Annotated in this window: 21 protein-coding genes and 2 pseudogenes; 11 read left to right on the forward strand and 12 right to left on the reverse strand. The window is 58.6% G+C overall.

Going from position 1 to position 25,412, the window contains the following annotated elements:
* Positions 1–1,043 precede the first annotated feature (1,043 nt).
* The 5 genes from QZ648_RS24970 (at position 1,044) to QZ648_RS12430 (ending at position 7,603) form a co-directional block, all read left to right on the forward strand.
* Positions 1,044–1,481, forward strand: coding sequence for a tyrosine-type recombinase/integrase (locus QZ648_RS24970; protein WP_366144132.1), 438 nt, complete (start codon positions 1,044–1,046; stop codon positions 1,479–1,481).
* A 698-nt stretch (positions 1,482–2,179) separates the two neighbouring features.
* Entirely contained in the window at positions 2,180–3,235 is a 1,056-nt protein-coding gene (locus QZ648_RS12415; RefSeq protein WP_291997244.1) for a hypothetical protein, read from the forward strand.
* 652 nt (positions 3,236–3,887) lie between these two features.
* Positions 3,888–4,382, forward strand: a complete 495-nt coding sequence (locus tag QZ648_RS12420; RefSeq protein ID WP_291997245.1) for a hypothetical protein — start codon at positions 3,888–3,890, stop codon at positions 4,380–4,382.
* Between the two features lie 40 nt (positions 4,383–4,422).
* On the forward strand, positions 4,423–4,659 hold the full coding sequence (locus tag QZ648_RS12425) for a hypothetical protein (protein ID WP_291997246.1): 237 nt from the start codon (positions 4,423–4,425) through the stop codon (positions 4,657–4,659).
* Positions 4,660–5,974: 1,315 nt separating this feature from the next.
* Positions 5,975–7,603, forward strand: coding sequence for a DUF1254 domain-containing protein (locus tag QZ648_RS12430; protein ID WP_291997247.1), 1,629 nt, complete (start codon positions 5,975–5,977; stop codon positions 7,601–7,603).
* 1,224 nt (positions 7,604–8,827) lie between these two features.
* Here QZ648_RS12430 and QZ648_RS12435 read toward each other — a convergent pair.
* The 3 genes from QZ648_RS12435 to QZ648_RS12445 form a co-directional block, all read right to left on the reverse strand.
* On the reverse strand, positions 8,828–9,142 hold the full coding sequence (locus QZ648_RS12435) for a nucleotide-binding protein (protein WP_291997248.1): 315 nt from the start codon (positions 9,140–9,142) through the stop codon (positions 8,828–8,830).
* Positions 9,143–9,482: 340 nt separating this feature from the next.
* Complete coding sequence (locus tag QZ648_RS12440) at positions 9,483–9,644, reverse strand: hypothetical protein (RefSeq protein WP_291997249.1); 162 nt, start codon at positions 9,642–9,644, stop codon at positions 9,483–9,485.
* Position 9,645: 1 nt separating this feature from the next.
* A complete protein-coding gene (locus QZ648_RS12445) occupies positions 9,646–10,746 on the reverse strand; it encodes a competence protein CoiA family protein (protein ID WP_291997250.1) in 1,101 nt (366 codons plus the stop codon).
* Positions 10,747–10,921: 175 nt separating this feature from the next.
* Between QZ648_RS12445 and QZ648_RS12450 the strand changes: the two genes are divergently transcribed.
* Positions 10,922–11,872 (forward strand): hypothetical protein, encoded by a 951-nt coding sequence (locus QZ648_RS12450; RefSeq protein WP_291997251.1) that lies wholly within the window; start codon positions 10,922–10,924, stop codon positions 11,870–11,872.
* A gap of 457 nt (positions 11,873–12,329) precedes the next feature.
* Here QZ648_RS12450 and QZ648_RS12455 read toward each other — a convergent pair whose 3' ends face one another.
* The 7 genes and pseudogenes from QZ648_RS12455 to QZ648_RS12485 all read right to left on the reverse strand — a co-directional run bounded on the left by QZ648_RS12455 (position 12,330) and on the right by QZ648_RS12485 (position 17,510).
* Positions 12,330–12,530, reverse strand: a complete 201-nt coding sequence (locus QZ648_RS12455; RefSeq protein ID WP_291997252.1) for a hypothetical protein — start codon at positions 12,528–12,530, stop codon at positions 12,330–12,332.
* 305 nt (positions 12,531–12,835) lie between these two features.
* Positions 12,836–14,944: an SIR2 family protein gene (locus QZ648_RS12460; protein ID WP_291997253.1), complete on the reverse strand. Its 2,109-nt coding sequence runs from the start codon at positions 14,942–14,944 to the stop codon at positions 12,836–12,838.
* 477 nt (positions 14,945–15,421) lie between these two features.
* Entirely contained in the window at positions 15,422–15,706 is a 285-nt protein-coding gene (locus QZ648_RS12465; protein WP_169068583.1) for an integration host factor subunit beta, read from the reverse strand.
* Between the two features lie 221 nt (positions 15,707–15,927).
* Positions 15,928–16,910, reverse strand: a pseudogene (locus QZ648_RS12470) (tyrosine-type recombinase/integrase).
* A 26-nt stretch (positions 16,911–16,936) separates the two neighbouring features.
* The gene (locus QZ648_RS12475; RefSeq protein ID WP_291997254.1) at positions 16,937–17,032 is read right to left on the reverse strand and encodes a hypothetical protein; all 96 of its coding nucleotides are present in this window, start codon (positions 17,030–17,032) and stop codon (positions 16,937–16,939) included.
* Complete coding sequence (locus QZ648_RS12480) at positions 17,029–17,226, reverse strand: type II toxin-antitoxin system RelE/ParE family toxin (protein WP_291997255.1); 198 nt, start codon at positions 17,224–17,226, stop codon at positions 17,029–17,031. Before QZ648_RS12480 ends, QZ648_RS12475 begins: the two co-directional genes overlap by 4 nt.
* A pseudogene (locus QZ648_RS12485) lies at positions 17,219–17,510 on the reverse strand (type II toxin-antitoxin system ParD family antitoxin). The gene QZ648_RS12480 and the pseudogene QZ648_RS12485 overlap by 8 nt, the downstream one beginning before the upstream one ends.
* A gap of 224 nt (positions 17,511–17,734) precedes the next feature.
* Here QZ648_RS12485 and QZ648_RS12490 point away from each other — a divergent pair.
* The 5 genes from QZ648_RS12490 to QZ648_RS12510 all read left to right on the forward strand — a co-directional run bounded on the left by QZ648_RS12490 (position 17,735) and on the right by QZ648_RS12510 (position 21,909).
* A complete protein-coding gene (locus tag QZ648_RS12490) occupies positions 17,735–18,013 on the forward strand; it encodes an antitoxin of toxin-antitoxin stability system (RefSeq protein ID WP_291997256.1) in 279 nt (92 codons plus the stop codon).
* Complete coding sequence (locus QZ648_RS12495; RefSeq protein WP_291997257.1) at positions 18,010–18,294, forward strand: type II toxin-antitoxin system RelE/ParE family toxin; 285 nt, start codon at positions 18,010–18,012, stop codon at positions 18,292–18,294. The genes QZ648_RS12490 and QZ648_RS12495 overlap by 4 nt, the downstream gene beginning before the upstream one ends.
* Positions 18,295–18,623: 329 nt before the next feature.
* Positions 18,624–18,869 carry a hypothetical protein gene (locus QZ648_RS12500; protein WP_291997258.1) on the forward strand — a complete coding sequence of 82 codons (246 nt, stop codon included), beginning with the start codon at positions 18,624–18,626 and terminating at the stop codon, positions 18,867–18,869.
* A 351-nt stretch (positions 18,870–19,220) separates the two neighbouring features.
* Complete coding sequence (locus tag QZ648_RS12505; RefSeq protein ID WP_291997259.1) at positions 19,221–19,679, forward strand: hypothetical protein; 459 nt, start codon at positions 19,221–19,223, stop codon at positions 19,677–19,679.
* Positions 19,680–21,132: 1,453 nt separating this feature from the next.
* On the forward strand, positions 21,133–21,909 hold the full coding sequence (locus tag QZ648_RS12510; RefSeq protein ID WP_291997260.1) for a pentapeptide repeat-containing protein: 777 nt from the start codon (positions 21,133–21,135) through the stop codon (positions 21,907–21,909).
* Between the two features lie 519 nt (positions 21,910–22,428).
* Here QZ648_RS12510 and QZ648_RS12515 read toward each other — a convergent pair.
* Both QZ648_RS12515 and QZ648_RS12520 read right to left on the reverse strand, forming a co-directional pair.
* On the reverse strand, positions 22,429–25,062 hold the full coding sequence (locus QZ648_RS12515) for a zincin-like metallopeptidase domain-containing protein (protein WP_291997261.1): 2,634 nt from the start codon (positions 25,060–25,062) through the stop codon (positions 22,429–22,431).
* A 5-nt stretch (positions 25,063–25,067) separates the two neighbouring features.
* A complete protein-coding gene (locus QZ648_RS12520) occupies positions 25,068–25,331 on the reverse strand; it encodes a protein TraD (protein WP_291997262.1) in 264 nt (87 codons plus the stop codon).
* Between the last annotated feature and the right edge of the window lie 81 nt (positions 25,332–25,412).

Below are 25,412 nucleotides of genomic sequence, written 5' to 3' on the forward strand. Positions count from 1 at the left end.
GCCAGGACGCTACGGGCGCAGACCTAACAGCACCTTGATTGGGGCCTGGGGCTGGCCGCAACCGGCTGCGTTTTTTCCGGAAGCCATCAGCCTCCATCTTCCAGACTTTCCGCGACGGCTTGGGTGACCGCACACGAAGTTTAAAAAAGGCCGGCTGTGCACGTTGCCCTCGACGACCCAGCTGCAACGGAGCGATATCTTTCGAACGCCGCCGAGTTGCCACAATGATGCCCATATGTTCCTCTCGACACAGCGGGTCGTCCATTGAGTCCCTACGCCAGTGTATCCGTACTGGTGCGGCACAAACTCCTTTCAGTCCCTGCGGTCTTCCCCTCCAACAGGGCACCGATGCCCGGCCGGCTGATCGATTTTCGTCACAAGAACCTTTGCGTCGAATGCGCTGATAGCTTCCCCATGCTCCGACCCACAGTGGTACCCATGCTGGCACTGATGAACGCTACCTTGGTCCGCCCCAAGCAGCCCACTATACTGGTATGTGGAAAAGCTCGCCACTATGATTGTAGGATATCGTCGACGTATTCGGCGCTTGTTCGAGGAGCAAACGCCATGACACCGAATCGCCCCGCGCATACACCAGCCTTTTGCGCGAACGCCGCCCGCAACGTGGCGCTATCGAGACACTGTGCTACAGCTATGCTACGGCCTTCTTTGCTGTTCGGTTTTGCCGCAAGCGACTTGCGTCTTACGCCATCGCGCTAAGTCTTGAGCATATCGACGCCAAATTGGTGATGGACTTCTGCAGACCCTTTCACCGACGCCAACAATGGCCCGCGCGACTCACGCGTAACGCCCGCTGGGTGGCGTCAATGTCCTGCATTCCTTTATCTGAGCTCGCGTGCCGGGCAGCTGCGTGGAGACCAGCCGGCGCATTTTGGCGATCCCGGCGAAGCCCCGGGGGGGGGGATTCCCACTGCTCAGTTTCTTTGTCCGATGGATGGATGCGCCCGTTCTCACTGCGCCGGTCTCCAGCTCCACGACGGCATCCGCTAACCGCGCTATGCTCATCCTAGCTTCTCCGCTGGTTGCGCGTTTCGGAACTGGTCAACCTGCCGATAAATGCGATCGAGTGGCAACCATCGCCCAATGTGCGGATCATGGGCAAGGGCCGTCGGGAACGTTTGCTCCCACTCTGGAAGCAGACTTGCGTGGATTTGCGCGCGTGGTTGGCGGTGCGCGGTCCGGCGCCGGCGACGGAGTTGTTCGTTAATGCGCGCGGCCAGCCGCTAACTCGATCCGGCTTCGAGTACATTCTCAACAAATACGTTCAGACGGCCGCCGAACGATATCCCGTGCTTAAGCAACGGCACATCTCGCCGCACAGCCTGAGGCACAGCGCCGCGATGATGGTGTTGCAGGCAACGGGGATATCCGCAAAGTCTCGCTCTGGCTCGGCCATGCAGACATCCAGACGACCGAAATTTACTTGCGGGCGGACCCAACAGAAAAGCTGGATGCAATGAGCGCCGTTGTGCCGCTCTCACTAAAAAAAGGACGGTTCCGGGCGCCAGACAAACTGATCGCCTCGCTGCGGGGCGCTTGAATATGCTGAGCGATGGGAGCCGACATGGCCGTCAGCACAAGGCTCCCACGCCTGCAATTCTGCATATTCCTGGACTCTGCATATCGCCGAATATGTAGTGCACCGCATATTTGACGGTTCCCGCTTACAACCCCCAGTTGCAGCAGGGCCCGCTGCCGAAGCAGAAACCAGCGCGTTCCGGTCGCGGACCCCCGCCGTCATATTGTCCACCTCGACGTCCTGCAGCCGAAGTGTCCTGTAAAACAGACTGCCCAGCGCCAGGCGGGCTTCACCCTCTCCCATCGAGAGCCACCATTTCTGCCGCGCTGGTCTGACCGCTTACTTAGCTGCAAGCCGGTGACCCGCAGAGTGGCCCGGCATGATGGTCCATGCGGAAGTGGTCGCCGATGACACTGACGGGAAGTGTAACAACGGCTGGCCGCTGCTGCCCGACCCCGGCGCTTGGTCGCCGAGCCGAGGGCACGACCAGCGCCCGGAAGACTCCTTTGTGCAGACTTCCGAACGGCGCGGTTTTCTGGCCATGCCCACGCCAGTCCGGACGATTGACCGGACTCAACACTCACCCGCACCCTTGAAACCTGGCGTTGAAGTTCCTACGCTTACCGTGGAGGTGACCTTATGCAGACAAGTGTGCTTGAAGGCCGTGAACGGGAGATCCTGGTCGCGCGCAGCGAACCGCCAGCCCGCGACAGCGAGCTGTACCTACGGCAGACCGACCGCGTGCGGCCGGATGGTCGCCCCGAGACCCTGGTGTCGGGCGTCGATATCGTGCTCAAGGACGGCGCCCCGAACGGCATCTTCCGTCAGCTGAACCGTCCGCGGACAGAGAAGCTGAACGCCGACCGGCCGAAGGAGAAGCGCCGCAGCGTCGTGATCGTCGCCGATACCGTCACGCTGCACGGCGAGTTGTCGCTGCCGGAAACCGACGTCACGATCTTCGCCCGCCGGCTAGCAATCCGCGACGACGGCCGCATCAACACCAGTCCGTTGGATTGGGATGTCGCCAAGGCGCCGGACGGCGATCCCGTCAACCGCCGGAAGGCGGGCGACGGGATCGCCGGCCCGAGTGCCGGCACGATCACCCTCTTCCTTGACACCATTGATGCCCCGGCAGCGCAAAAGGCCTTCCTTGCGCTCGGTGGCCACGGCCAGGCTGCCGGGCACGGTTTCGACGGCCAGCCCGGCGACCGCATGTCGACGGTCAGCAACCAGTTTCAACTCCGAGATTCCGGCCACCTCAACACCGCCACGGCGAAATACCCGCATCCCTGCGTCTATGCCGACTTCCATTGGAAGTGGGGCTTCATCCCCCAGTACCACGGCCACTACGGCGCCAAGAAATGGCCGAGCAGCGGTCAGGACGCCGTTGAGCCGGGTGTGCCGGGCTCCGGTGGCAATGGCGGTGCCTTCACCACCAACGCGGCCTCGGTCAGGGCCCTGCTGGCCAACGGCGGCGGACGTGCCGGCGCCAAGGCCGGCGACGTGCGCGGCGGCCGGGCCGGCCATCCCACAACCTGCGCTCACTACGAGGTGACCAATCAGTTCGATCTGTTCCGCGCTACCGCCGCCTCCCACGTACGGTCGATCGACGGCAGCCCGATAGTCCTTCGTGGACGGCAAGAGCCATACCGCCCAGCCCGCCGCCCGCGGCGACGGGAAACAGGGTGCGGTTAGCCTGGTCGAGGCGCCGTCTGCTTGGCTGCATCCGCTGCAGCTGAGGACGGTGCTGCGCTATGCCCGCGAATGCGCTGCTTGCCGGCGAGCGCGAGACGGTGGCCGGGTTTCTTGAAGCCGTACATGGCCGCCCTCGCGCAGCCGATGCCGACGGCCGCAGGCGCCTGGGACGCGGACCTTACCGCCGCCTGGGCAGCCGCCAGATCCGACGCGGCATCGCTGCTGACCCGGCTCAACACGCAACTGGATGCCTTCGGCAATCCTTTGGGCTATCATGCCGCTGCTGGTCGCTGCCTCGACGGTCCGGCTGGCACGAGCGGCAAGCGGAACGGGGCCCTGGAGATTCTGCTGCTCGCCGCCTGGGTCGGCGATTCCGAGCGCAACGCCGAGAGTGCGGCCAACGCCATGGCCAGCGCGATTGAGGGACAACGCTGGTCCGAGACACCGATCGGGTGGTGTCCGGGCTGCACAAGGCGGAGGCGCGCGTCGAGGGCCCTGGATCAGGACCTGATGGCGCTTGGAGGAGCGCTTGGCGCGCCATGGGGCACAAGCTCGACGCCCTACGCACCATGCTGTACAACGAGGCCTTCGCCAGACCTGCATATCCGGGCGCAGATCAGTTCGTCATCAGATGGCCACGCGATCGCCCAGGGTGATCCCCTACGTCCAGCCGGCGGCGGGGGCACTCGGCGACCTGGCCAACGTGGCGGCAGACCTGACCGATTCCGATACCGACGTGCCGGACACCGTCAGCAAGATGGGCGACACCATCGACAATGCGCGTCAGGCGCAGAACAAGGCCACTGCGTCGAAGAAGAAGGCCGAGGCGGAAGCCAAGAAGGCCAGGACACAAGCCGAACAGCGGCAAAAAAGGCAGGCCTCGCTGGCCGCCAAGTGGCTGGGGGCGACGTGGCCTACTGGCATCGGCCCGCCGTTGCCCGCGCCGGCGAAGTCGTTCAAGGCGCTGCAGGTGTCCGACGCGCAGATCGAGGCGGAGTTGGCGAAGCTTGGAGGATTCCAGCCCCGAGTGGCAGACGGTCACCGGCGACCTGCTAACGCTGATGCCGACCAGGCGCGCATCTTCGGCGGACTTTGCGCGCTGCTGAACGAAATCGCCGGAGAGCTACGGCCGCCTCGCCGCCAATAGCCGACGCGGGTGCGTCTGCTGCAGGCGGAGAGGATGAACAATGTCGCTGCGACTCAGCCCGGAGGCGAACGAGGTCGTGCAGGGCATGGCGCAGAACGCCCGCCTGTCGCTGCAGTACAGCCTGTACCTGATGAGCAAGGCCTACGAGACGACTGTGTTCAAGCAGTTGTCCGTCGACTGGTCGTTTGTACGCCGTATTCGACGGAATCGTGACGCTGCTTGGCGGCCGCGACAGTCTAGAGGCCGCCTCCCTGACCGAAAATGGCAACCGCCCTGAAGCCGCTGTTCGACCAGACGGTCAACGACCTGCGCAGCCGGCTGCTGCAGGATTTCGACTTCAACAACACTCTGGTGGGCGCCGCTGGAGTTCGGCATGACCGACGCCCAGACGCCGGCGCTGCTGGACCGGCTGAACGCTGGCGAAGCGGTGGCCATCGACCCCCTGAGCGTCGGCCTCGTTCTGCCGCAGCAGCAACGCGCACGCGCGGTCAGCTTTGAATGCACCAAGCTGGAGTTCGAACCGGCCGGCCAGGCCCTGCCCGCCTCCGGCAACATGATCGTGACGCTGAGCCCCGGTATCGAGGGCACGGTGCGCCATGACGAACACCTCTACCTGGTACGCACCGACCGGCCGCGGCAATGGGCGTGGACCTTCAACTTCAGCGGCCGGACGCTGGAGGTGAATCCGCCGTCGCTGGCCGCGCTGGACCTGCTCAACCTTCTGCTGCAGTCCTCTGACGACGACGTGAAGCAGAAGCTGGCCGCCCCGCCCGCCTGGACCGACAACGCCGTCAGCGTCAGCTTCAGCCCGCCACTGCCAGCCGCAGCAAAGGCCGCGGATCAAGGCGTTGATCTTTCGTTGCCTAGTCGAGTCCCATGCCTGCGCCGCAGTCGCAGCGAGCGCTGGGACATCCGCGGCATCGGCCCGGAGTCGGAGATCGCGGTGGCCCCGGCGGACCTTGCGAGCCGCGCGGCGGGCATGGGAGCGAGCTACCGAATCTTCTCGAAGGGCCAGCAGGTCACCCTGACCGCGCCCGACTGCCAGGGCACCGGCCACTTCCGGGAATGGTCGCTGCTCGGTCGGGACCTGATTCGCTCGGAAAATCCTGAAACGCGGATCGAGCTGTCCGACAACATCGTGGCGATGGCGCAGTACGCCACCACGGTCGTCGAGACAGCGGTGCTGGAACGTTGCCGCGGGATGGACCCCGCCGCCCTGCACGGTGAAGTGGGCGATTCCGCCCAGGTCGAGGCGCTCGCTTCCATTTTCACGGCCCGCGCCGCGGCACCGACCTTGGCCGCCGGCGAGCCGACGCTGCTGCGCGCGGCGCCGGAAGACGCCGCGGCGGCGATCGCCCTGATCCAACCGGACGCTTGGCCGACGGACGCTGGAAGACGCCAGCGCCGGTTGGCAGAAGGTCCAGTTCGGCCCCGCCATCGGCTTCATCCGCGCCGCCTCCGTCAAGGCCTCAACGCAGTAGAGAAATCTCCGACTGCGCTCGTGCTTCTCTGGCCGCCAGCCGTTCCGTTTTCCGTTCGCCTAAAATTGGGGGATTACCATCCCCTTAACAAGAAAAAGGAAAGCACTAATTATGCAGATCCACAGACGACTAACAGTATGGACGGCCCTTGTCGTGCTTGCCTTGCCTGGCTTGGCCGCGACAGTACAGGCCGAAGTATCGAAAAAGACGATTGGCTCACTTGGCGCGCCCGACAGCGTCGAGACATCGATCGGAACGCTGAACTTCAAGGACGGCGCGCCCAGCGCCGACACTGCTCAAAAGGTATTCGATACGCTCGCCTTCACCCGCGCGCTTAACGTATACAACAACAGCTTTCGCGGCGCCTCCGCCCTGGGCTTCCACAAGGGCTTCCAGAGCATCGGCGCCAACTACAACGACGTCGTCATTACACCTAAACTGCTCGACTCCACGTCCCTATTCCTGACCGGAAACGCCGACACCGTCTACTACCTCTCCGTCATCGACCTTTCGAAGGGGCCGATGGTGATCGAACAGCCTTCGGATGGCGTCGGGACCATCAACGACATGTGGTTCTCGTGGATCATCGACGTCGGTGGCCCCGGACCAGATCGCGGCCGGGGTGGCAAGTATCTAATCGTCGGTCCGGATTACGATGGGCCGCTGCCCAAGGGTGGATACTTCGTCGCCCACTCCAAGACGAACCGGGTTCTCTACGCGTCGCGCGCCTATCTGGTTAATAACGATCCCAAGCCGGCGGTCGAGAACGTCAAGGCGAACATGAAGATCTACCCCTATGCCGCGGGCGGTTACGGCACCAGCATCGCTGAGGCGCTGACCGGCGCGGTCCGCCTCGGGGGAGACCCGAAGATCCCCGACACCAAGTTCATCGATGCGAGCAACCTGTCGTTCAATACCATCCCGCCCAGCGATTTCGGCTTTTACGAATGGATCAACGAAAACGTCCAGGCCGAGCCCGCCGCCAGCTATGATGTGGAGCTCTCCGGGCAACTCGCCGCCATCGGCATCGTCAAGGGCAAAAAGTTTGCGCCTGACGAACGAATGAAGAAGATCCTCACCGATGCCGCCGTTGTAGGCCAGGCAGCCGGACGGGTGCTGAACTGGCGCCCCTTCGAGGCTCACCCGGACTGGGCCTACTACCCGAACTCGATGTGGGGAAACATGCTCTGGGAAGGCGGCGCCTTCTTCGAGACTCCACCACCCGCGTTCAAGGACGGGGCATTCAAACCGCTACCGCCGACCGGTGCCCGCACCCTGGATTCGCGCACGGCCTTCTACTACGGCTACACCCTCGACAGCCCCGGCATGATCATGAACATCCCCGGCGTGGGATCGCAGTATCTGATGGGTTTCCTGGATGCCAACGGCGATGTGTTCGATGGGTCGAAGGCTTACAAAGTGACGCTGCCAAAGGGTATCCCGGCCAAGGCGTTCTGGTCGTTCACGCTCTACGATAACCAGACACGGTCGATGTTGCAGACGCCCCAGAAATATCCGCGCGCCGGGTCGCAGAGCTACCCTTCACCGGCGGCGAAGGCGGCTGAAGACGGTACCACCACGATCTGGTTCAGTCCTGAACAGCCAGGCGGCGTGGATCGCGGCAACTGGATCCAGACCGATCCTAAGAAGGGCTGGTTTACGATCCTTCGGCTCTACAGCCCGCTTCCGTCGTTCTTCGACAAATCCTGGCGGCCGAGCGAGATCGAATTGGTCCGGTGAGAGACGGTTCAGCCAGCCAACATCCGCATTCACCTGACTGGCTACAGCGGGCTTCGCCCGCCTCCGCCGGCAGGTGGTGTGGGACATTGAATGTCCGCTTCTTGAAAGCGCGACGGGCAGAAAAGGGTCGTTATGCAAAGTCGCCGATTATGGAAAGTTGTCGAGGTGCCTTGGTGACGACGCCAGGCAGGGACTGGCACGGCAACATCTAACGCTGCCACACGCTCGACATAATTTCTGCGTTTGGCTTACGTCGCAACCCTAGGTCAAAGGACATCTATGAACATCCATATCCCGGTTGTTGGTTGTCGTCTCGCCGAAAACGCTGGCCGGGCAAGGATCTTAAGTCTGACGAGGCAGGCAGGATCCAGCGCTATCGTCGTAGAGACCTGCAGACGCCCCCCATTGAGATGCTGCGATTATGTGTACGACCCGATGTTCATGCTCCCCTTCCGATGGCGGTTGGCGTTGAAAATGACAGCGACTTTCGATAATCGGCGACTTTGCTTCGCTTCCCGGAAGCGGCCATTCATCATCGAGTGCTGACGACCCTAAGCGGAAGTAGCTCGAATTGAAAAGCTGCCGTTCAACGTCGAAGGTGAGGGGCGCGGAGGCAGCAATCGAAGCCTGCTGGCGGAGTGTCCCTCTCGACCGCTTGGTTATGCGGCGGTCTTGCTCATCCTGCTGACTTCATTCGCCGGTATTCCCTGGACGCCGAGACTACTTGTTTCTTCGTATGGTCGTAATAGGTGGACCGGCCAACAAGCGTACGAAGATCCCCAGAAAGGTAGAGTACGACTGTCCCAACGATATAGCCCCTCCCCTGTTTGTCCTCGAAGAACAGGACCAGTTGCCCAGAGGTGAACCGCCCTTCGTAGTCGAAGACCCTAGTTCCTTCTGGCACCTCGCGCGTAATCGTGGCTCTTACGAAAGAGCCATGCTGCTCGATCTCAAGTGTGCTTGTTTCTGTTGATCCGGTTTATCTCCGTCTGGGAAGAAGCCCGCCCACGCGCCGGAGAGGTTCGGGACTGTTGAACTAGACTGCGTATCTTCGGCTGTGACTTTGAGCAGTCTCGGTCGCCCACCTAAGGCGCAAATGCGCTCTTCAATTGAAGTGCAGGCCGGACCAATGGCGGCATGGATGTTGCCGCTGGCCGTGTGGCCGATATGTGGCGGCGGAAATGCCCAGTAGAATCCGTTGGCAGCTTTAGGTCGTTGGTCTTGTCATACAGGAAGCAAGCAACGATTCCGCCCCAACCGGCCCATGAAGAGCCCAAGTTCGAACACAACGTTGTCGCGCGGAGAGACTGCGTCGTGATCTCGACTTTGTGTCAGGTCGTCGGGCGTCAGAACCAATACTGCAAAGTCTGAAGTCTCGATGGCCTTGATGAGAGATTCGAGATAGCTGTATGAAAGTTCAAAGACACCCTGGCTCCAGAGATTCACGTCGGCGAACCCGTCGAGTGCCTTTTGTACCGCTTTTGCGACCAGAAGCCCCTCTGAGGACGAACCGACGAAGACGGAAGCGCGTTGAGTCATGACGGTACCTCCACATATGCCGCATAACGAATAGCGTTTATCTGCCGCCCCGAAAGCGCTCGGCTCAACCGCTGCTGAAACCTCCGAAGCTAGGTCGATAGCATACGCCAAGATTGCTTCGCGTGCCGCTTCGTGATGATTCTTGCATCATGCATCGAGAGGCTCTTCACGACCCATAGCAGCCTGATGACGTCTGCAAGTGCTATGGCGGCTTTGTGATCAACAAGCTGCCGCTCGCTGACCACTGACCCCGGCGGCTGTTCGGCCAACGCTTCCAGTGGCAGATCGGTCGGTATCGGGCGGCAATTTGGCAGCAAGCAGTCGTTAAGGTACCCGCATGTTATTCGCCTTCGGGGAGCCGCGAAGCGGTAATTTCAGCTAGTGCTTGCTTCTCGGCCTCCTCGCGCCCGAAACCTGCTTCAAACTCAAGCAGCGCCGCACGTTCGTCGAATCCTTCCTGTAGGGCTGGATCGTCGAAATAGATCGGCTGGTCTATCGTCACTTCAGCAGGAGGGCGTGCCACTCGTTGCGGCGTTGATGGCGACGGTGAGGCACCGCCGCAGCACTCGAGGCACTCTTCTTGGACCTCGGCGCAGAGTTGCTGGAAGAATGCCTCGTTCTCGGAATGGCGATAGAACTCCCAACACCGAGCTTTTTTCGTTGAAGTGCCCATGATGTTTGCGCCCGAGGAGCTTGGTCCCTTCAAAGACTGACTCAGGTGCATATCCGTGTATCTTTAGTGAGACCCGCCGCTCGTTTCGGCCGACTCTTACCGTACAGCGGCCGAGGCTGATTTTGAAGTCTTCGATGTCTCTGTAGCGCTTGCGGGCTTCCTCCTTCAATTTCCGTTCAGCTTCTCCAGCGTCGAGCTTCGCGAGAAGGGCTTGTTCTTCCTCACTTCGCGTTGCTCTGATCTGCACTTCCAGTTGGTCGAGGGTGTGCTTCCCCTCATGATCCTTGGCATGAGCAAGCCAGACAGACCGAACTGATGTCTGGAACAGGCGAAGTTCCAGTGCCTCAGGGATCTCGTCAGGCGGTAGTTTCTCAATGTCTGCAACGTTGATCTCCAGTACGGAATATCCGAGGCGTTCAAGCCAGTCCTGCTTGTCGAACTCGACGCCATGGGTGTTGCGGATTTCAATCGCCAACGGGTGCCCCTCCAGCGACGCCAAGACATCCGGGCGCCGCGAGTCACCTTCGGACGTACTGTCGCCGATCGTCTTTTCTTGCGTGCAATCTGCCAGAATCTGAAGACCAGCAGACTGCACATCGACGGTGATCGTCTCGTTCCACACACGCTTTTTGCCGTGAATAGTCCGCGAGAGCTGCCTTTGCGGCACGAAAACGCTGCCTCGCTCAGCAATCATCTGTTTCGCCATGCGATGAATGGCTGCTTCGGCCGCATGTTGGCAGTTCGTCTCTTCGTCATGGGCGAAGTGCCAAACCCGAATGGCGCCTTGTCTTGCCCGTAATCGGACGCTGCAGGCGGCACAGATACACTCACATGCTCGTCCGTTGGCAACTTCCGTGGCCGTAACCATGCGCTGGCTGGGTACGTGACTCCCGAATGGAATACTATGTTGCAGATCGCTGTTTTTTTGCATTTTGCCTGGCCTCGTTTGATGACAAGGACCAAGCTAGGCCTTGGTGGCGTCCGTCAGTAGTCAGTTTGAGTCATTTGAGGGTGAGTTTATGGTGGTAAACGTTGAAGTAGATCAATCGGTTGGTTTCGGCTTGTGTGAGGCTACGCCGAGTGACTATGTGCGACTTGGAGAGATCTTGATCGAAGCAATTCCAAGTGACAGAAGGCAGATGTGGAGTGGGAAGGTGATGGCCTATCTGGCATCGCAAACGGCGCTTTCCGCAAGGCAAGGCAAGGGACCACCACGTGTGCCAACCAAGGCAATTCATATGGACCTGGAGGGTAATCCAAAGCTGGAGCCATCCGCGTGGCTAAGTTCAATCTGGAAGGACATTGAAACCCGACACTACCCAGAAATTGAGGCAAGGCTGATTGATCTTTGCCGTCAGGATGGATTGCAGGTGTATCCGGTCTTGGAAAAAGACAATGGCAAGCCTGCGTTTTATCGCTTGGGTGTGAAAGCATTGCTTCCCTCAGAATGTGCGCTAACCGAAGACGACGATGCGCTGCCGCCGAACACCATTCGTTACAAGCGCGATCTGTCCTTGGGATTATCCTGGCTGGGCAAGCTGTTCTTCAACCAAGGCCTCAAATGGACACCTTTTAAGCGCTACAGTTACCTGTCTTGGCAGCTACTGTTTTTGATAAGCGTGGTCGGATTCGACTGCCTGCTCTGGTTGATCCTTTGGTACCGAAAAGAACCAGTGACTGGCCAGGACTTGCTGGTTCTAGCGATGGCTATTGGGTTGCCGTGGGGCGCGTACTGGCACTTCAGCGGGATTTTTCGTCTGTTTGAGGATCGGATTATTATTGCTCCAGAGTGGATGCTGGCCTGGAAAGAATTTGGCGCAACGGTTGAAATCAGTCGCTCGAAAACTACCGATGCGCCAAGTACGATCCATGTGCATCGCTATTCAGCAAACTGCCCCATCTGTGAGTGGATGGTAAAGTTGGACCGGGGAGAGCCCGATTTCCCGCGCCGAATCGTCGGACGCTGCGAGGAGCATCCGCGAGAGCATGTTTTCTCATTCGATCGCGGCTCAAATCGAGGGGTGCTAATCCAATCCGGAATACGCCCGCCCAGTTAATCACCTGCATAATATTCGTCGCAAATCTAGTCACACTAAGGAGCACATTATCTTGCGGGGTTCGCAGTTATTGCAGGACTCTGCCGATTTGATCGTCGAAACTAGGGATTTATAGAAAAATCGGCCGCTACCATTCGGCCAGCGACCGTGGGGGTATTTTCATAACCCTGCTTTGCAAAAAACCCGAAAGCGAGCTCTTGTCTCTGTAGGCCCCCAGAAGAAAATACCTTAACTTCTTAAATAACCGTTAATCCGGAATTCTGATCGCTGGTAACCCGTTCCAGCAGCTAAGCCAAGCCGGATGCTATGAGGAGAATCGATCAACCCCATATTCAACAAGTCGTGATTGAAGCCATTAAACATGATGTTTCGATAGTTCGCGAAAGTAAATAGTTTATATCGCCCCTCTGGAATGTGGTGCCTTTCTTGGAGGCAAGAGAGGTGAACGCCGGAAGAGTCAGGAAACGATATACCATCTATTCCAAGAACCTCCTTTGACGCTGATTTTATACGCAACCCGATCAATTTCCGTTCGCGGAATCGTGTGCTTTCCAATCTGGCACTTTTCATTTTTAGAAACATTCACTTCGACGGATTGACGAGTCCAGAACCCATCATCTTCCAGTAGAGTTTTCACGATAGCTTCAAAGCTATCCACGGACTCTCCTCTGGTACCAAACATCGCAGGTAGGCCGCAGCGCAAATTCTGGCGAAGCTCGCTTGTCCCCGTTCTTGACCGCTGCGTTGAGCAACGTCAGAAACAATTGGCTATTGAGTTATAAATAGCTATGCTTTGTTGAAGTCTGCAATTACCATAGCGCGTTCAAGAGGCGAAGCCTTTTCTTTTGACTGCCGCAAAAACACAATGGTCGATCCAACGCAACCCTCGCTGTCTTTTTATGCGGCCACCGAAGGGTACCACCGAATAGTAGCCGTCAGCGATATCCTGTTAAGCAGATCAAGTTATGACAAGGCTTCCCGGCAACAGAACTTCAGTTTCTCGCCAGAGCCACAAGGACATGCGCTATATGGGTTCAAGTCAAATAGCTCGCAGTGGCTGGCTAGAATTGCGCGACTCCGCTTTCGCCAACCAGCAATACAGACATCGGAATTTCTCAAATCGCCGAACACGGCGGGCGCAAGCTTGGCGATTCTTCCGCGCGGCTCAAAGAGCCCGGAAAGCTGATCCCGCGCTCTTTCGAGAACGGCCGGAGGAATCGCTTGCCGTAGGCCAGCGTTGACAGCCGTTGCGAGCAGTCCCCCCTCATTAGTTTCTAATCTCTGGGCGACTTCGCGGCGAAATATCTCACCGCCTTGAGATTGCCGAAAGGCGACAACTTGTGGTAGTAGCGTCGGGTCCTCCGCAAGCGACAACCCGACATCAGAATTGTAACGGCCGGTTAGAACGTAGCTCGCTGCATCGTCAGCCCACGCTTGACTGACCGACGTTGAAAATGCCGCACCAGCCAGACTCTCGCTTCCGAAAATCAAGCGAGCTGCAGATGCTCCGATCCGTTGGCAGATTATTCCCGTTGAAACCACACCTGCGAGTCGAAGCAGTGGGTAGGTCAGCCAGCGAGGTACCGACGTAAGCGGTGTGCCACGACTCATACCTAAGAGGCGGCGTACAGACGGGTGGACGAGAGCCGCACGTGTCCGCTCTGCCAGATTCAATGGCTCGCCAATGGAAAGGTCCAGCATACTGGACTCTAAAATCTGGAAGTATTGCTCAGCATCTTTCTCGCGTCCAGCGCTTGACGAAAGCTGTCGACGGATCGAGTCGCTTGCCGTTCGCGGCGAAAATTGTTCAAAGGTACTGCTGCGTGACCCAAGCGCTATAAATCCAAATTTCCCTACAACGGAGTCTTGATCCTGAAACACAACCGCAGGGTCAGGGGGCGGAATGACTACACGAATGGCCCCGTTGGCTACCAACTCCCAGAATATGGGTGACCCTAATAGCTCATGAACCCTGCCAACGCTTCCTATGCATATGCACAGTGCATCAAAACATACGAGACCCACAACGATATCGTGAAGGGCTGAGTAATTATTGAGCTGTATCTCACCATCAACATAGCCGGGGCCAACAATCATCTGTTTCACATCGCCGTTCGCCGACTCGACACTTATGGTTTGGGAGGTTTCACACGTGCCCGGGGTCATTAATTCGGGAAGAAAATAGATGCTTTCCTGTGCTTTGGTTGGTTGATTGCTAGGAAACTCAGCGGACACATATTGGAACTGAGTATAGGAGTCCGCGACCACCTCTAGCGCCGCCAGCGCCTCTCGATGGTCGGCCACTTCTGCGATATACCGAACGCGTTTAACGTTTGCAGGTAGACCTGAGGCATCGTTCGCCGTAACCACGAAGTGAGGTCCTGCGCCGAACAACGGGCGATCTCCAGCACTCCGCTCCAGAACACGGATCACATATTGATCATTCAATCCGTAGCCAATGAAAATAACGCGAGCATCTCCGAGGAGCCATCGCAATACACTCAAGTAGGTCTGGTTATGTGAAATTTCTTCATAGTCGCTCGATGCGAAAACTGCCGTTTCAACGGCGCTCGCGGAGCCATGCAATTTACAGATGAACGATCGGCGCTGGTGGATCAGGGCAGGTATGCGCTCAATATCAGAGTTCTGAACGAGAACTGGCTCATGGAAATGCCGTTCGAGAGATTCGTCAACGTTAGTGGTGACGAGAAATAATGGAGATATTATTTTAAGAGAACTCAGAAACCTGCTATATACTGCGGTCCCACCACGCGGCCCCAGGGCCCGCACAAGGCTATCGTTATATTTTACCCGATTGGCAATCTTCATATGCTCGAAAACCTTTGGATAATCGCCGTCTGATAACAGCTGGCTGGCTATAGTTTTATCATAGGCTCGCTCTTCTCGTGAAAACGTGGAGTGCATTTGACTCGTTAGCTCAAGCCACGACGGATACCCCGCCCACATGCTCGCACCCGCCCCAATCCAAAGAACCAAGGGGCGCTCCGAAGTGCCAACGAGACGAGCCAGTTCATCGAGAGCTGCGTAGGTTTCTTCATCTGAGGCAAACACGTAACCTCCCTAGTGTAGTGTTGCACGCTACGTGGCATATATATTTGAGCCGCCGCAAGGGCTTCTCTCTGTTTTCACCCCGATTGAGAGTTCCGTCAAGAATGCAGCACTACACAAGCTAGTTGCGTATCATCAGGATCTCGCGACTGGGGTGACGATAAAAAATAACTTACGCAAGAAATCGAATCGAGGAGGGGAGGCGCATTTTAGGCTGCTTAACTCGCTCGAACGGCTGCACGTCAAGTTGGCGAACCTTCTCTCTGGGTGGAATCATGGCGCAACGGAAAGCGAAAAGCTACCGGATGTCGTGATTCTCCCCCTAAGTCCGGTAGGAAAGCCGTACCGGCCGCCCCCGGGCCTGTGGCGCCAACGTCGTCTTCGGCCGAGTTGTGTGCATTGGCCCTCTGGCAGCTTGCGAAGTACAGCAGCCGTTCAGATGGCTGCTTGCCGGAATCATCGAACGACCGCAATTGGCCGTTATCTGCCCGAGTCGACCTTAGTACGCAGTTCTTTCCCCGCCTGAAAGTGGGGCACAGCTTTCGCTGGAACCCGCACGGCCTCACCGGTTTTTGGGTTGCGCCCAGTACGGGGCGGCCGGTAGTTGAGCCCGAAGCTTCCGAAACCGCGTATTTCAATGCGGTCCCCCTTCACCAGCGTGTTGCTCAGCGCTTCAAGAATGGCTTTGACCGAAAGTTCAGTATCTTTGGTTGTGAACTGCGGGAAAAGGGCAGCGAGTCGGTTGATGAGTTCGGAGCGAATCATAGGCAAATTTTACGCGGCACTTCCGCTCGAGAACGGTGGCAAACTACACAACGCCAAGCGCGACAGCATAAATGACGCATGGCAACTTCGACGCCCTCCGGATGTTGAGCGCCGTCCCTCAGTTCAAGCCACGGTGAGTCACCGTCGGCAGGATTTCGCGACGGAAATCAAGCGCAAAAACCCAGTGGGCGGTCCTGACTGATAAAGAACGATAGCATTCTCTAGTAGGCGACCTTGAAGGTCGGACTGTCCTCCGGCCGAGTCTTGCGGTGATCGTAAATCCGGGTCGTGGCGATGTTGGCGTGACCCAGCCACTCCTGCACCTTGGCAATGTCGGCCTGGTGGTCAAGCGCGTTGGTCGCGGCGGTCGCCCGCAACGCGTGCGCTCCAATCGCGAAACCCAGTGCCGCTGAGTATTGCCGCACCAGTTTGTAAACCGCGTCGGGTGTGATCGCTCTTTCCAGTGTGCCGGTGCAGTTGTTGCGGATGGGTCGGAACAGGGCGCCCGTATCGTCCGCGCCATGCCCCGCGACCTCAAGATAGTCGCCGATCAAGCCGCTGGCCGCGGGGTGCAGCGGGACATAACGGATCTTGCCGCCCTTGCCGAACACCTTGAGGTGCGGCACCCCGCGCCGCTCGTGCTTGAAGTCCTTGACCGTCAACCGGCACAGCTCGTCACGCCGCAGGGCGTGATAGAGCAGGGTGGCCAGGATGGCGCGGTCGCGCTTGCCCTTGAGCGACGCGCCGTCGGGCGCGTCCAGCAGCTTGCGCGCCTGGTGGTCGCCGAGGGCCGGGGTCTTGCCTTCGTAGCTTTCCACCGGTGGGCGCTTGACCCCCTTGACTGGGTTATGGGTCACGGCGTTCTTCTCGCACAGGGACTCGAACAGCGACGACAGTGCCGCCAGGCGATGCCGTACGGTCATGCCGCTCAGCGTGCGCTGCACCAGTCGTCGCGCCAGGCGATGACATGGGCGCGTGTGACGGTGCGAAATTCCTCGGGCTTCACGATGCCGGTGAACTTCATGAAATCCGCGAGGGCGTTTTCGTAGGCGCGACGGGTGGCCTTGTTGCCGAGATTGGCGAACCATTCGATCTCGGGCGGCACGTCGGCCAGGCGCTGGAACTGTTCGGCGGTCAGGAGCCGGGAAGCGAACGGCCGGGGATGGCGGGGAGGGGGCTTGTGTCGCTCACAGGGGGTGGTCATCCAATCCTTCGACAAGATCACGCGGGTCATAGATGGCTTTTGACATCCATGGCGTCGTGAAGCACACGAACAATCTCAAGACGCTGACCGTCGCGGCGATAGAACACCAGGTGACGTTTCACATGCAGCCGCCGTAGCCCGCTCGGATCAGATCGTACGGCGTCCCCAGCTCGGGAAACTTCAAAAGCCCCTGGATCTCGCGATCGAGGTCGTACAGATATTGATCCGCCTGCGCGGCGCCCCATTGCTGAACGGTGTAGCGCCAGATGTCCTTGAGGTCGCGGCGGTGCGCGCGGCGAACAAGCAGTTCAAGCATCCACGGAACCGCTCTTGGCCTCCTGGCGTGCTCCTCGATGATCGACGCCATTGCGAAACGGCACCGGTTCGCCGCTCGTCTCGCCCTCGACCAGGGCCTGACGTAAGGCGCTCACTTTTTGTTCGTGCTCTTCGAGCAGCCCGCATCGCGGCGCGCACCACTTTCGCTCTTGGACTCGAAGCGGCCGGCATCGATCTGCTTGGCGATGAAGCCTTCGAAGTGTTCACCCAGGTGACGCTGTTGTTTCTCGGCTGACGGCTCCTTTCTGGGCTGGTCTTGTGTATTAGATACTAATACAGCGGCGGTCTTGCGTGCGCAACAGCTTGCAGGCATTTGCTATTGATAAAATAGGTTATCAATAGTGCTGAAGCCTTGTCGAGCCCGTTGCCAAGCAGATGTGTGCCGGCACAGCTGATACAGCACCACTCGCCTTGTTGCACTTTGTGCGGCGCGCGATGTAATGATCATGTATATACTTGGTTAGTACCCTTTGACAGGAGGCCTGATCATGTCGAAAGAAGCCGTTTTCACAATGAAGCTGGAACCCGAGCTGCGCGCCGAGTTCATGGCGGAAGCCGAAGCCGCCCACCGCCCGGCGTCGCAGGTGCTGCGCGAGCTCATGCGCGAGTTTGTTCACCGCCAGCGCGAGGCACGGGACTACGATGAGTTCCTGCGCCACAAGGTCGAGGCCGGCCGGGCCTCGATGCGTGCCGGCCAGGGGCGATCGAACGATGAGATTGAAGCCGAGTTTTCCGCACGGCGTGCCAATGTGACGAATCGCCCGTGAGGGTCGTCTGGACACCAGAAGCGCAGCAGGACCGCACCGACGTATGGGACTACATCGCTGCCGACAACCCACGTGCGGCTTCGCGAATGGATGAGCTGTTCAGCGACGCAGCCGCCCTGCTGGCTCAGCATCCCCATCGTGGCAAGCCGGGGAGGATTCCCGGCACCCGCGAGCTGATCCCGCACGAAAGCTATCGCTTGGTGTATCAGATCGACGGCGAAACAGTGTGGATACTGACACTGGTTCATACGGCCCGCCTGTGGCCGCCTGTGCGCGATTAAGAAAGGATCTTAGCAACGACAAAGCAGCGCGCTAACCGACTGCTTTCGAGCCAGACCGTGGTCGGCGGTTGCCGGCCAGGAAGAGACGGTCGAGAAGTATGCCGAAAGCAGTCACTGAGCCGGCCTAGGTGTAGGATATGAGCCTAGCCTGCGGAGTGCCGATTTTCACGATTTTCTAATGCTGTATAGAAGCAACTAATATAGGGCGCAGAGCCTGCTTCGGTGAGGCTTTCAAAGCTCCGAGCGGCGCCAAGTTAGAGACTCGGCGTCGGAGTTATGTAGCAAAACTTCTCCCGATAACAAGGTCGGGCGTTGTGTAGAGGATGACTATGAATTCGAAGCAGCAAAAACTACTTATCGGCATGATTGCCGTGGTCATGCTGATGGCTCTTTTTCCGCCATTCAGATTTATCGGAGAAAACGGAGTAATTCTTAATGCTGGCTATGGATTCGTATTTTTTCCGCCTACCTTAGGGTCCTTCGTAGCTCAAGTGCATGTCGGAATGCTTCTAACTCAATGGGTGGGCGTCTTAATTGTTGGAGGCCTCGCCTTTCTGCTCTTTCGCGAGAAATGACCAATAGCAACGACGGCCAACTTGCCGAGTTGCCGCCTTCACGGTGCGCAAGAGTGCGCCCATTTCGATGCCGAGTCATGACCACTTCGGCGACTGACCCGAGCAGCGACCCAACACCGAACCGGCCTAGTTCCGGCTTTTTCACGCTGAGGTATCTCAGCGTAGCGCCGGACGCGACAGCGCGGCTATTTTCACTACACGGAGTAGCGCCTGTCGGCCAGGAAGAGACGGTGACCAAGTTGACCCGAAGCAGTCGTTGAAGCGATCTGGGTGTACGCTGTTGCCTACATTGCGACGTGCCGCTTTCTACACGGAACGACACAACCCCCTCAAACGTCACGGAGTTTCAATGTGGACTATTATCAAATGTGCTGCCGAGAGATATTTGGCTTCCACGTCGATGGCGATAAAAGCCAAGACGACGGCACCTTTTTTTCTCTATCGGGGGAGTTCTTAGAGGCCGCTCGGGTGTTACAGGCACGACCCCGCGGTCGCATAGGTTACTCGTCGGCAATTTACTACCTGCTCGGTCACTCGGCAGAGCTCTTGCTCAAGGCGTTTCTGTACAAGCACAAGCGAACAATTAAAGACCTGAAAACGATCAGCCACGACTTGGAAACATTAGCATCTCTTGCAATAGGTGCAGGTTTGCCCGAAACAGTGAAGCTTGAGCAAACCCTTCGACTTTCGGCTGCCTATAAAGAAAAGGCTTTGGAATACCGAACGAGGAAAGGAAAGACATTCCCGGCCCTCGGCCTCTTGACGGAGGAAATCGAAAAATTGCAGTCAGCCGTCTTTGACAAGCTGTAGGAGTGAAAAATCTAACACTGCGCTCCAAGGGAAGCTGCGCGATAAAGCCGCACAGCGCCGGTGATTTCAAACGTTGGGCGTCCGCTTTCCAAGACCTCGATTGTCCGCATCGGGTCGTGAAGAGCCTCTCGATGCATGATGCAAAAGTCATCACGAAGCGGCACGCTAAGCAATCTTGGGGTCTATGTCGTTTCGTGTGGAACGGACGACGACCGACCTGTGGGGCTGCGCAGGCATGGCCATCCCGAACAGCGGCGTTGAGGGCGCGGTCAAGGGCGGGCGAAGCCCGGCGGAGCGCACCCTTGACGGCGTCAGAAACGCCAGTACGCTCAAGGGCTTGGGGCTGGTTGCGGCTTTTCGCGGCCGGCCCCCGAGCCCGTCCGGCGGCGAGGACTTCACCGCCCTTGGGGGCGGGGCTAGGGGTGGGGGCGCCCGCAGGGCTCGGCACAGGCATCGGCTCCGTTCCACACGAAACGACACAAACCCCAATCTTGGCGTATGCTATTAACCTAGCTTCGGAGGTCTCAGCAGCGGTTGAGCTGGGCGCTTTCGGGGCAGCAGATAAACGCTATTCGTAGCGCCAAGAATTCCGTGAGATCCACGTGTCCCGTGACGACTTCGCCCGCTTGACTGTTGAAACCCTCGCGAAACGAGTGGGCGTCCGGTGCTCAAACCCCGCGTGTCGCAAGCAAACTGCAGGACCGAGAACCTCTGCCTCAGAGGCAGTAAACATCGGAGTCGGAGCGCATATCACCGCAGCAGCGCCCGGAGGGCCACGTTTCGACGGGCGCCTCTCCTCTACACAAAGACAGTCGATAGAGAACGCGATCTGGCTATGTCAGAACTGTGCAAAGCTGATCGACAACGACACCGGACGATACACGGTCGACATTCTGAAACAGTGGAAGCATCGAGCGGAGACCGCTGCACTGGCAGCGATTCAAGGCGAGAGTCAGGGCGGACTGGAAAGCTTCTGTCCTGATTCAAATGGCGATGGAGGTAAAGAGCTAGCCTGTGCATTCTGCGTCGGCACCGGGAGCGATCCGTTTGCAACCACACCTTGCAGCATCTGCAAGGGCAACGGAGTATTGACGGTGAGCAACGTGGATCGCAAACAGTGCCGATATTGCAAGGGGACCGGGCGCGACCCGTACGAGCAGGCCGTCTGCAAAGTTTGTGACGGCTTGGGTCTTATCTTGAGAGGAGAGCCGCCACTGGGCTCGGTTCGGCGGTGACAGCCTGCAGTCGGCCAGGAACGGACGGAGAGGATGTTATTCCTATAGCGAACATGCTATCGAAAAGTTTAATTGGTCTAGCTACGATGGACCAAGAATATAATCGCCTTTGTACTGATATTATTCCTGACTTAAAACTAACTGCGAATCAAGTTTAGTGTCAGGACGTCAACTTACAAGTTAGGCATAGTCACACCTAGTATTGATACAGCTAACCCATGACAAATCAGAAAACAATCTCTCACCGGATGCGCCGCTTCGTGCAAGAGGTCGAACCTTGGGGGGTCATCGTCGCGGCAGCATCTTTACTTCTAGCTGTCGCTATATCATGGTTGAATCTAGTTGAGGCGGTAGAGGATAGAAAATTTCGCGCTTGGCAATTGATACAAGCTCGGGTACCAGGAAACTCTGGGAAAGCTAGCGCCCTGGAATATCTCAATAGCCCGGATGGCCTATTCTGTTCTAAAATCTTTGGCGGCACGCTAGAGTCATCGCTATATCAAGGTACGAAATCTTGGTGCCTTTACAAAATAAAAGAAATCACATCCCTTCTGGGTGTCAATTTATCTTCTAGAGATCTCGATCATCCACTGTGGTTAGGCGGCGCAAAATTGAAAGGAGCCAATTTAACTCGGGCGGATTTCGAAGGTACTGAGCTTTTCGTGTCGGATTTGTCCTATGCAAACTTAGCCATGGTAAGTTTTAAAAATGCCGGACTGCAAGGTTCAGATCTAAGTTACTCCACCATTCGTTATGCAAACTTTGATGGTGCCACATTGCTTGGTGTGAATTTCGAGGGCTCTTTACTGGGTCACGCAACGTTTTCTGGAGCCAACTTAACTGACGCCAAGTTAGACGGAAGTCATCAATTGACAATTGAACAACTGTCTGGGGCATGTGGAAACGAACGCACATCGCTTCCGCCAGGTTTTGAAATAGCCATGTGTGAAAAAGAACAGCACACAAAAACAGAAGGAAAATTAGGCGTCCATTAATATGCGAATTTGCCTAGTTAAAAAGAATCGCAATTGCGATAATATATTGCCCAATAAGTTGTTCCAGCAGACTTCGAACACTCCGCGGCATTCTGCGAATGCCTTCGGCAGTACGTCGCAGAATGCCACTCCATCTTTTGGCGCCGCTGAACCAGACGTTGAACGTCTGCTTTCCTTCGCGCCGGTGGTCGGTTATGGGTCGATACCGGAAATGCAGTGTTATTGACAGCAGACGGTCATGCACATCGATCTTCGTGCGAACGCCGAACCTGTCAGATTCAAGCCTAATGGTCATTGCGTGAGCAAAACCATTGCTGAGTGGTCATTGTCAGCCAGCGAGTTCGCGCAAGCGATCTCGCCGTCTTGGGGGGAGCCTAGCGGCGGGGGTCTGCCGTAGGCAGTCCCCCAAGAGCGAGCTGCCGCTGAACACCTTGATGCCTTCTGAACCCCCTCACACACCGAGCACGAGCAAGCCAAGAACGCGTCATCGCAGCGCAACCTACGATGACGCCATATCTATTACCCCACCTTCACCGCCCTACGTAGCCGCTGCTCCCGTTTCTCCAGCTGCTGCTGCGGCTCGACACTCTGCGCCTGGTAACGCTCGATCACCTCATCGACCACCGAACGAACCTGCCGCTCGATACCTTCCCGTCCCAACACGCTCTTGGTGGCCAGATCATTGAAGTCGGTGAAACCCTTCGGATTCGCCGTTTGCTCGCCAGGCGCGAAAATCGGTAGCAGGGCTTTTCCGCCAACCGCCTTTGCCGCTTCCTCGGCCTTGCTACGGCCGGGATTTATTCCCTGCGTGGCTTCGAGGTGTCGATCGTCGTCGCCGGCGATCAGGATGGGCTTGTCCGGGAATTTCGCGTGCAAGGCCTTGGCGACGGGTAGCAGGTTGCCCGAGTCGAAGGCGGCGACGGTCGCAAAACCCAGCGTCTGCTGCAAGCTGCTGGCCGTCGCGTAGCCTTCGCCAATGACCAGGGCAGGGGCCTTGGCCAGGGCGTCCAGGCCGCCGATTGCATGGAAGCAGCCTTCCTTGCGGCTGTCCTTGGCGAAGCGCTTGGTGCCGTCTTCCTGGATGTATTGCATCGTCCATTGCTTGCCATCGGTGTCGGTGGCCGGGATGTAGGTTCCCCGGCCTTCCTTGTCCGTGAAAACGCCCGCCTGCGGTTCGATTCCCTTGGTTTGCATGTAGGTGGTCGGTGCGATAACCGGCAGCAGGTGCGCCATCTGCTTGGCTACCCGCTGCGCCGTCTGCTCTTGCAGGCGCTCCTGCTCGGCAGTGCGCGCTTGCAACTTGTCGGCCGCTTCGGCCTGTAGCCGGGCTTTCTGCTCGGGGTCGAGCGCGTAGCCTTTCGACTTCCACTTCATGTCGACGCCGGTCTTGTTGTTCTTCACGTAGCCGGCCGGGTGGCCGTCTAGGTGGCCCACGTAGAAGCCCGAGCCGGCTTTCTCGCTGAGTTTCTCGCCTTCGACGCTGATGCGGTGTTTCTTGCCGTCCATCATCGGGTGCTCGCCGCTCACCACACAGCCGATCGAGCGCAAGGCCTCGGCGAACTCGTCTCGCGGCGACATGGCCGGCCCTTGCTGGCCAGGGACGTTTTCCGGCAACCAACGTTGCAGCCGGCTCTTGTCGGCCTTCGCGCCGGCAAACCAGGATTTCGCGGCCTTGTCCCACAAAGCGCCGGCGGCCTTGGCTGCGGCGCGTTCGCCATAGGGAACGGCGAGATACTGGCGCTCCTGAGTGCGCTGCTTCTCGGGCTGGGTCGGACGTTCCGGGGCCGCGGCATCGGGTTGCCGTGCCCATTGGGCGAAGGGAGCAGTGTCCTTGATACCTCCCGGAAGAAACCAAGACTGTTCCTGACGATCCCAGCGCGCACCCAGCGCCTTCGCTTCGTCTTTCTGGTGGTACGGCACATCGAGATAGGTTTTCTTCGCCGGCTCGGCGTCGTTCACCGCCGGCGCCGGCGGCTTCTCGCTCTCGATCTGTGCGACGCGCCGCTGGATATCGGCGTCGTTGAGCACGACGGCCAAGTCGGCCGACTTGCGCGCCTCTCTCGCAACGGCAATCTGCTCGTCGGTGCTGTCGGGATCCTGGCGAACCCGTGCTTCCTCGAGGCGCGCCAGTTCGGCCGCCTGCTCGTGCGCGTTGGCTTCGCTCTGCGTCAAGGTCTGCATGCCTGCCTCCTGATTTTCGCTGTCGGAGATCACCGGCGCGATCGGGTCCTGGCTTTGCTCGGTGCTCTGTTCCTGAACCTGCTTTTGCTCCAGAGCCAGCACATAGGAGTGGATCTTCTCGGCGTCCGCTGCCGCGCGAAAAACTTCGAGTGGATCGTCTTTCAGGACCTTGATCCACGTGCCGACATAGGCCGCGTGCTGGCCGGGATCGTGACCGATTCCGAGCTCATCGCCCATGATCATGCTGGCGATTTCCGCCCGCAGTTCTTCCTTGGCGTAGGCCTCACTGCCGAAAGGATGCTCCAGGTCACGAGCAAGGCGTGACGGGTGACCTGTCCAGTGGCCCAGTTCGTGCAGCGCTGTCGCATAGTAAGTGTCGGCGCTGGGGAACTGACCTTTTTCGGGAAGGTGGATGCTGTCGGATCCCGGCCGGTAGAAAGCCCGGTTTTGCGGGCCGTGCTGGATCAGCGCACCAGAGGCCTGCAAGATGTGTTCAACTCGTTCGAGGGCATTCCATTCCTGCTCCTTGCGCGGCTGTACCGGCGGCAGGCCGTCGATCTGCTCAGCATTGAACACGGTGGCAAAAAACACCCTGGGCCGTTCCAGACGAACATCGTCTTTCACCGGCTGGCCCTGGGCATCGAGGACCGGCTTGCCGGCCTCGTCGGTCTTGGTCTGTTCTTCGCTGAATTTCCAATACTGGATCGGCGTCCCTTTCTCGCCCTTGCGCACCTGCGCGCCGGCTGCCGCCGCCTGCTTGTAGGTCATCCAGCGCTGATCGGTACGCCCCTGGCCCAGCAACTGGATGGCGTTGATGCCGCGATAGCGCTTGCCGGTCGTCGGGTTGAGCGGGATGAAGGATCCCGGCTCGCCTGGATGCCATGGTCTTTGCCAAGGCGCGGTGCCCTGTTTCAATTGCTCGATCAGTTGCTCGGCAACCTGTTCGTGAAATGCTTTCTTGGTCTCGGCCATCGTCCTTACCCCTTCGCCTCGGTGGTGGCAGCCGGCGCCGTGGCATCGACCAGGTCAATGTCGCTCTCGACGGCGTCCTGTTCGCTCAGGGCATCCTCGACGAAAGCGCCGGCCTGTTCGGCCTCTTCGGGATCGAACTCGGCTTGATAGCCAGGAGTCATCGCGTCGGCGAGCTTCTCGTACAGCACGGCGGCGGCGTTGGCCGTATCGGTGGCAGCACTGTCATTGGCAGCCTCCGCGGTGGGCAGAACGGTGTTCCGGGTAGTCATGGTCTCTACTCCTTGAATTGGCTGTAGGCGGACCTGGCCTTGGCCAGGCCGGGCTTTCCTGCGATGAACAAGCTCATGAAT

This window comes from Candidatus Accumulibacter sp. ACC012, assembly GCF_907163155.1.
GTDB lineage: Bacteria > Pseudomonadota > Gammaproteobacteria > Burkholderiales > Rhodocyclaceae > Accumulibacter > Accumulibacter delftensis.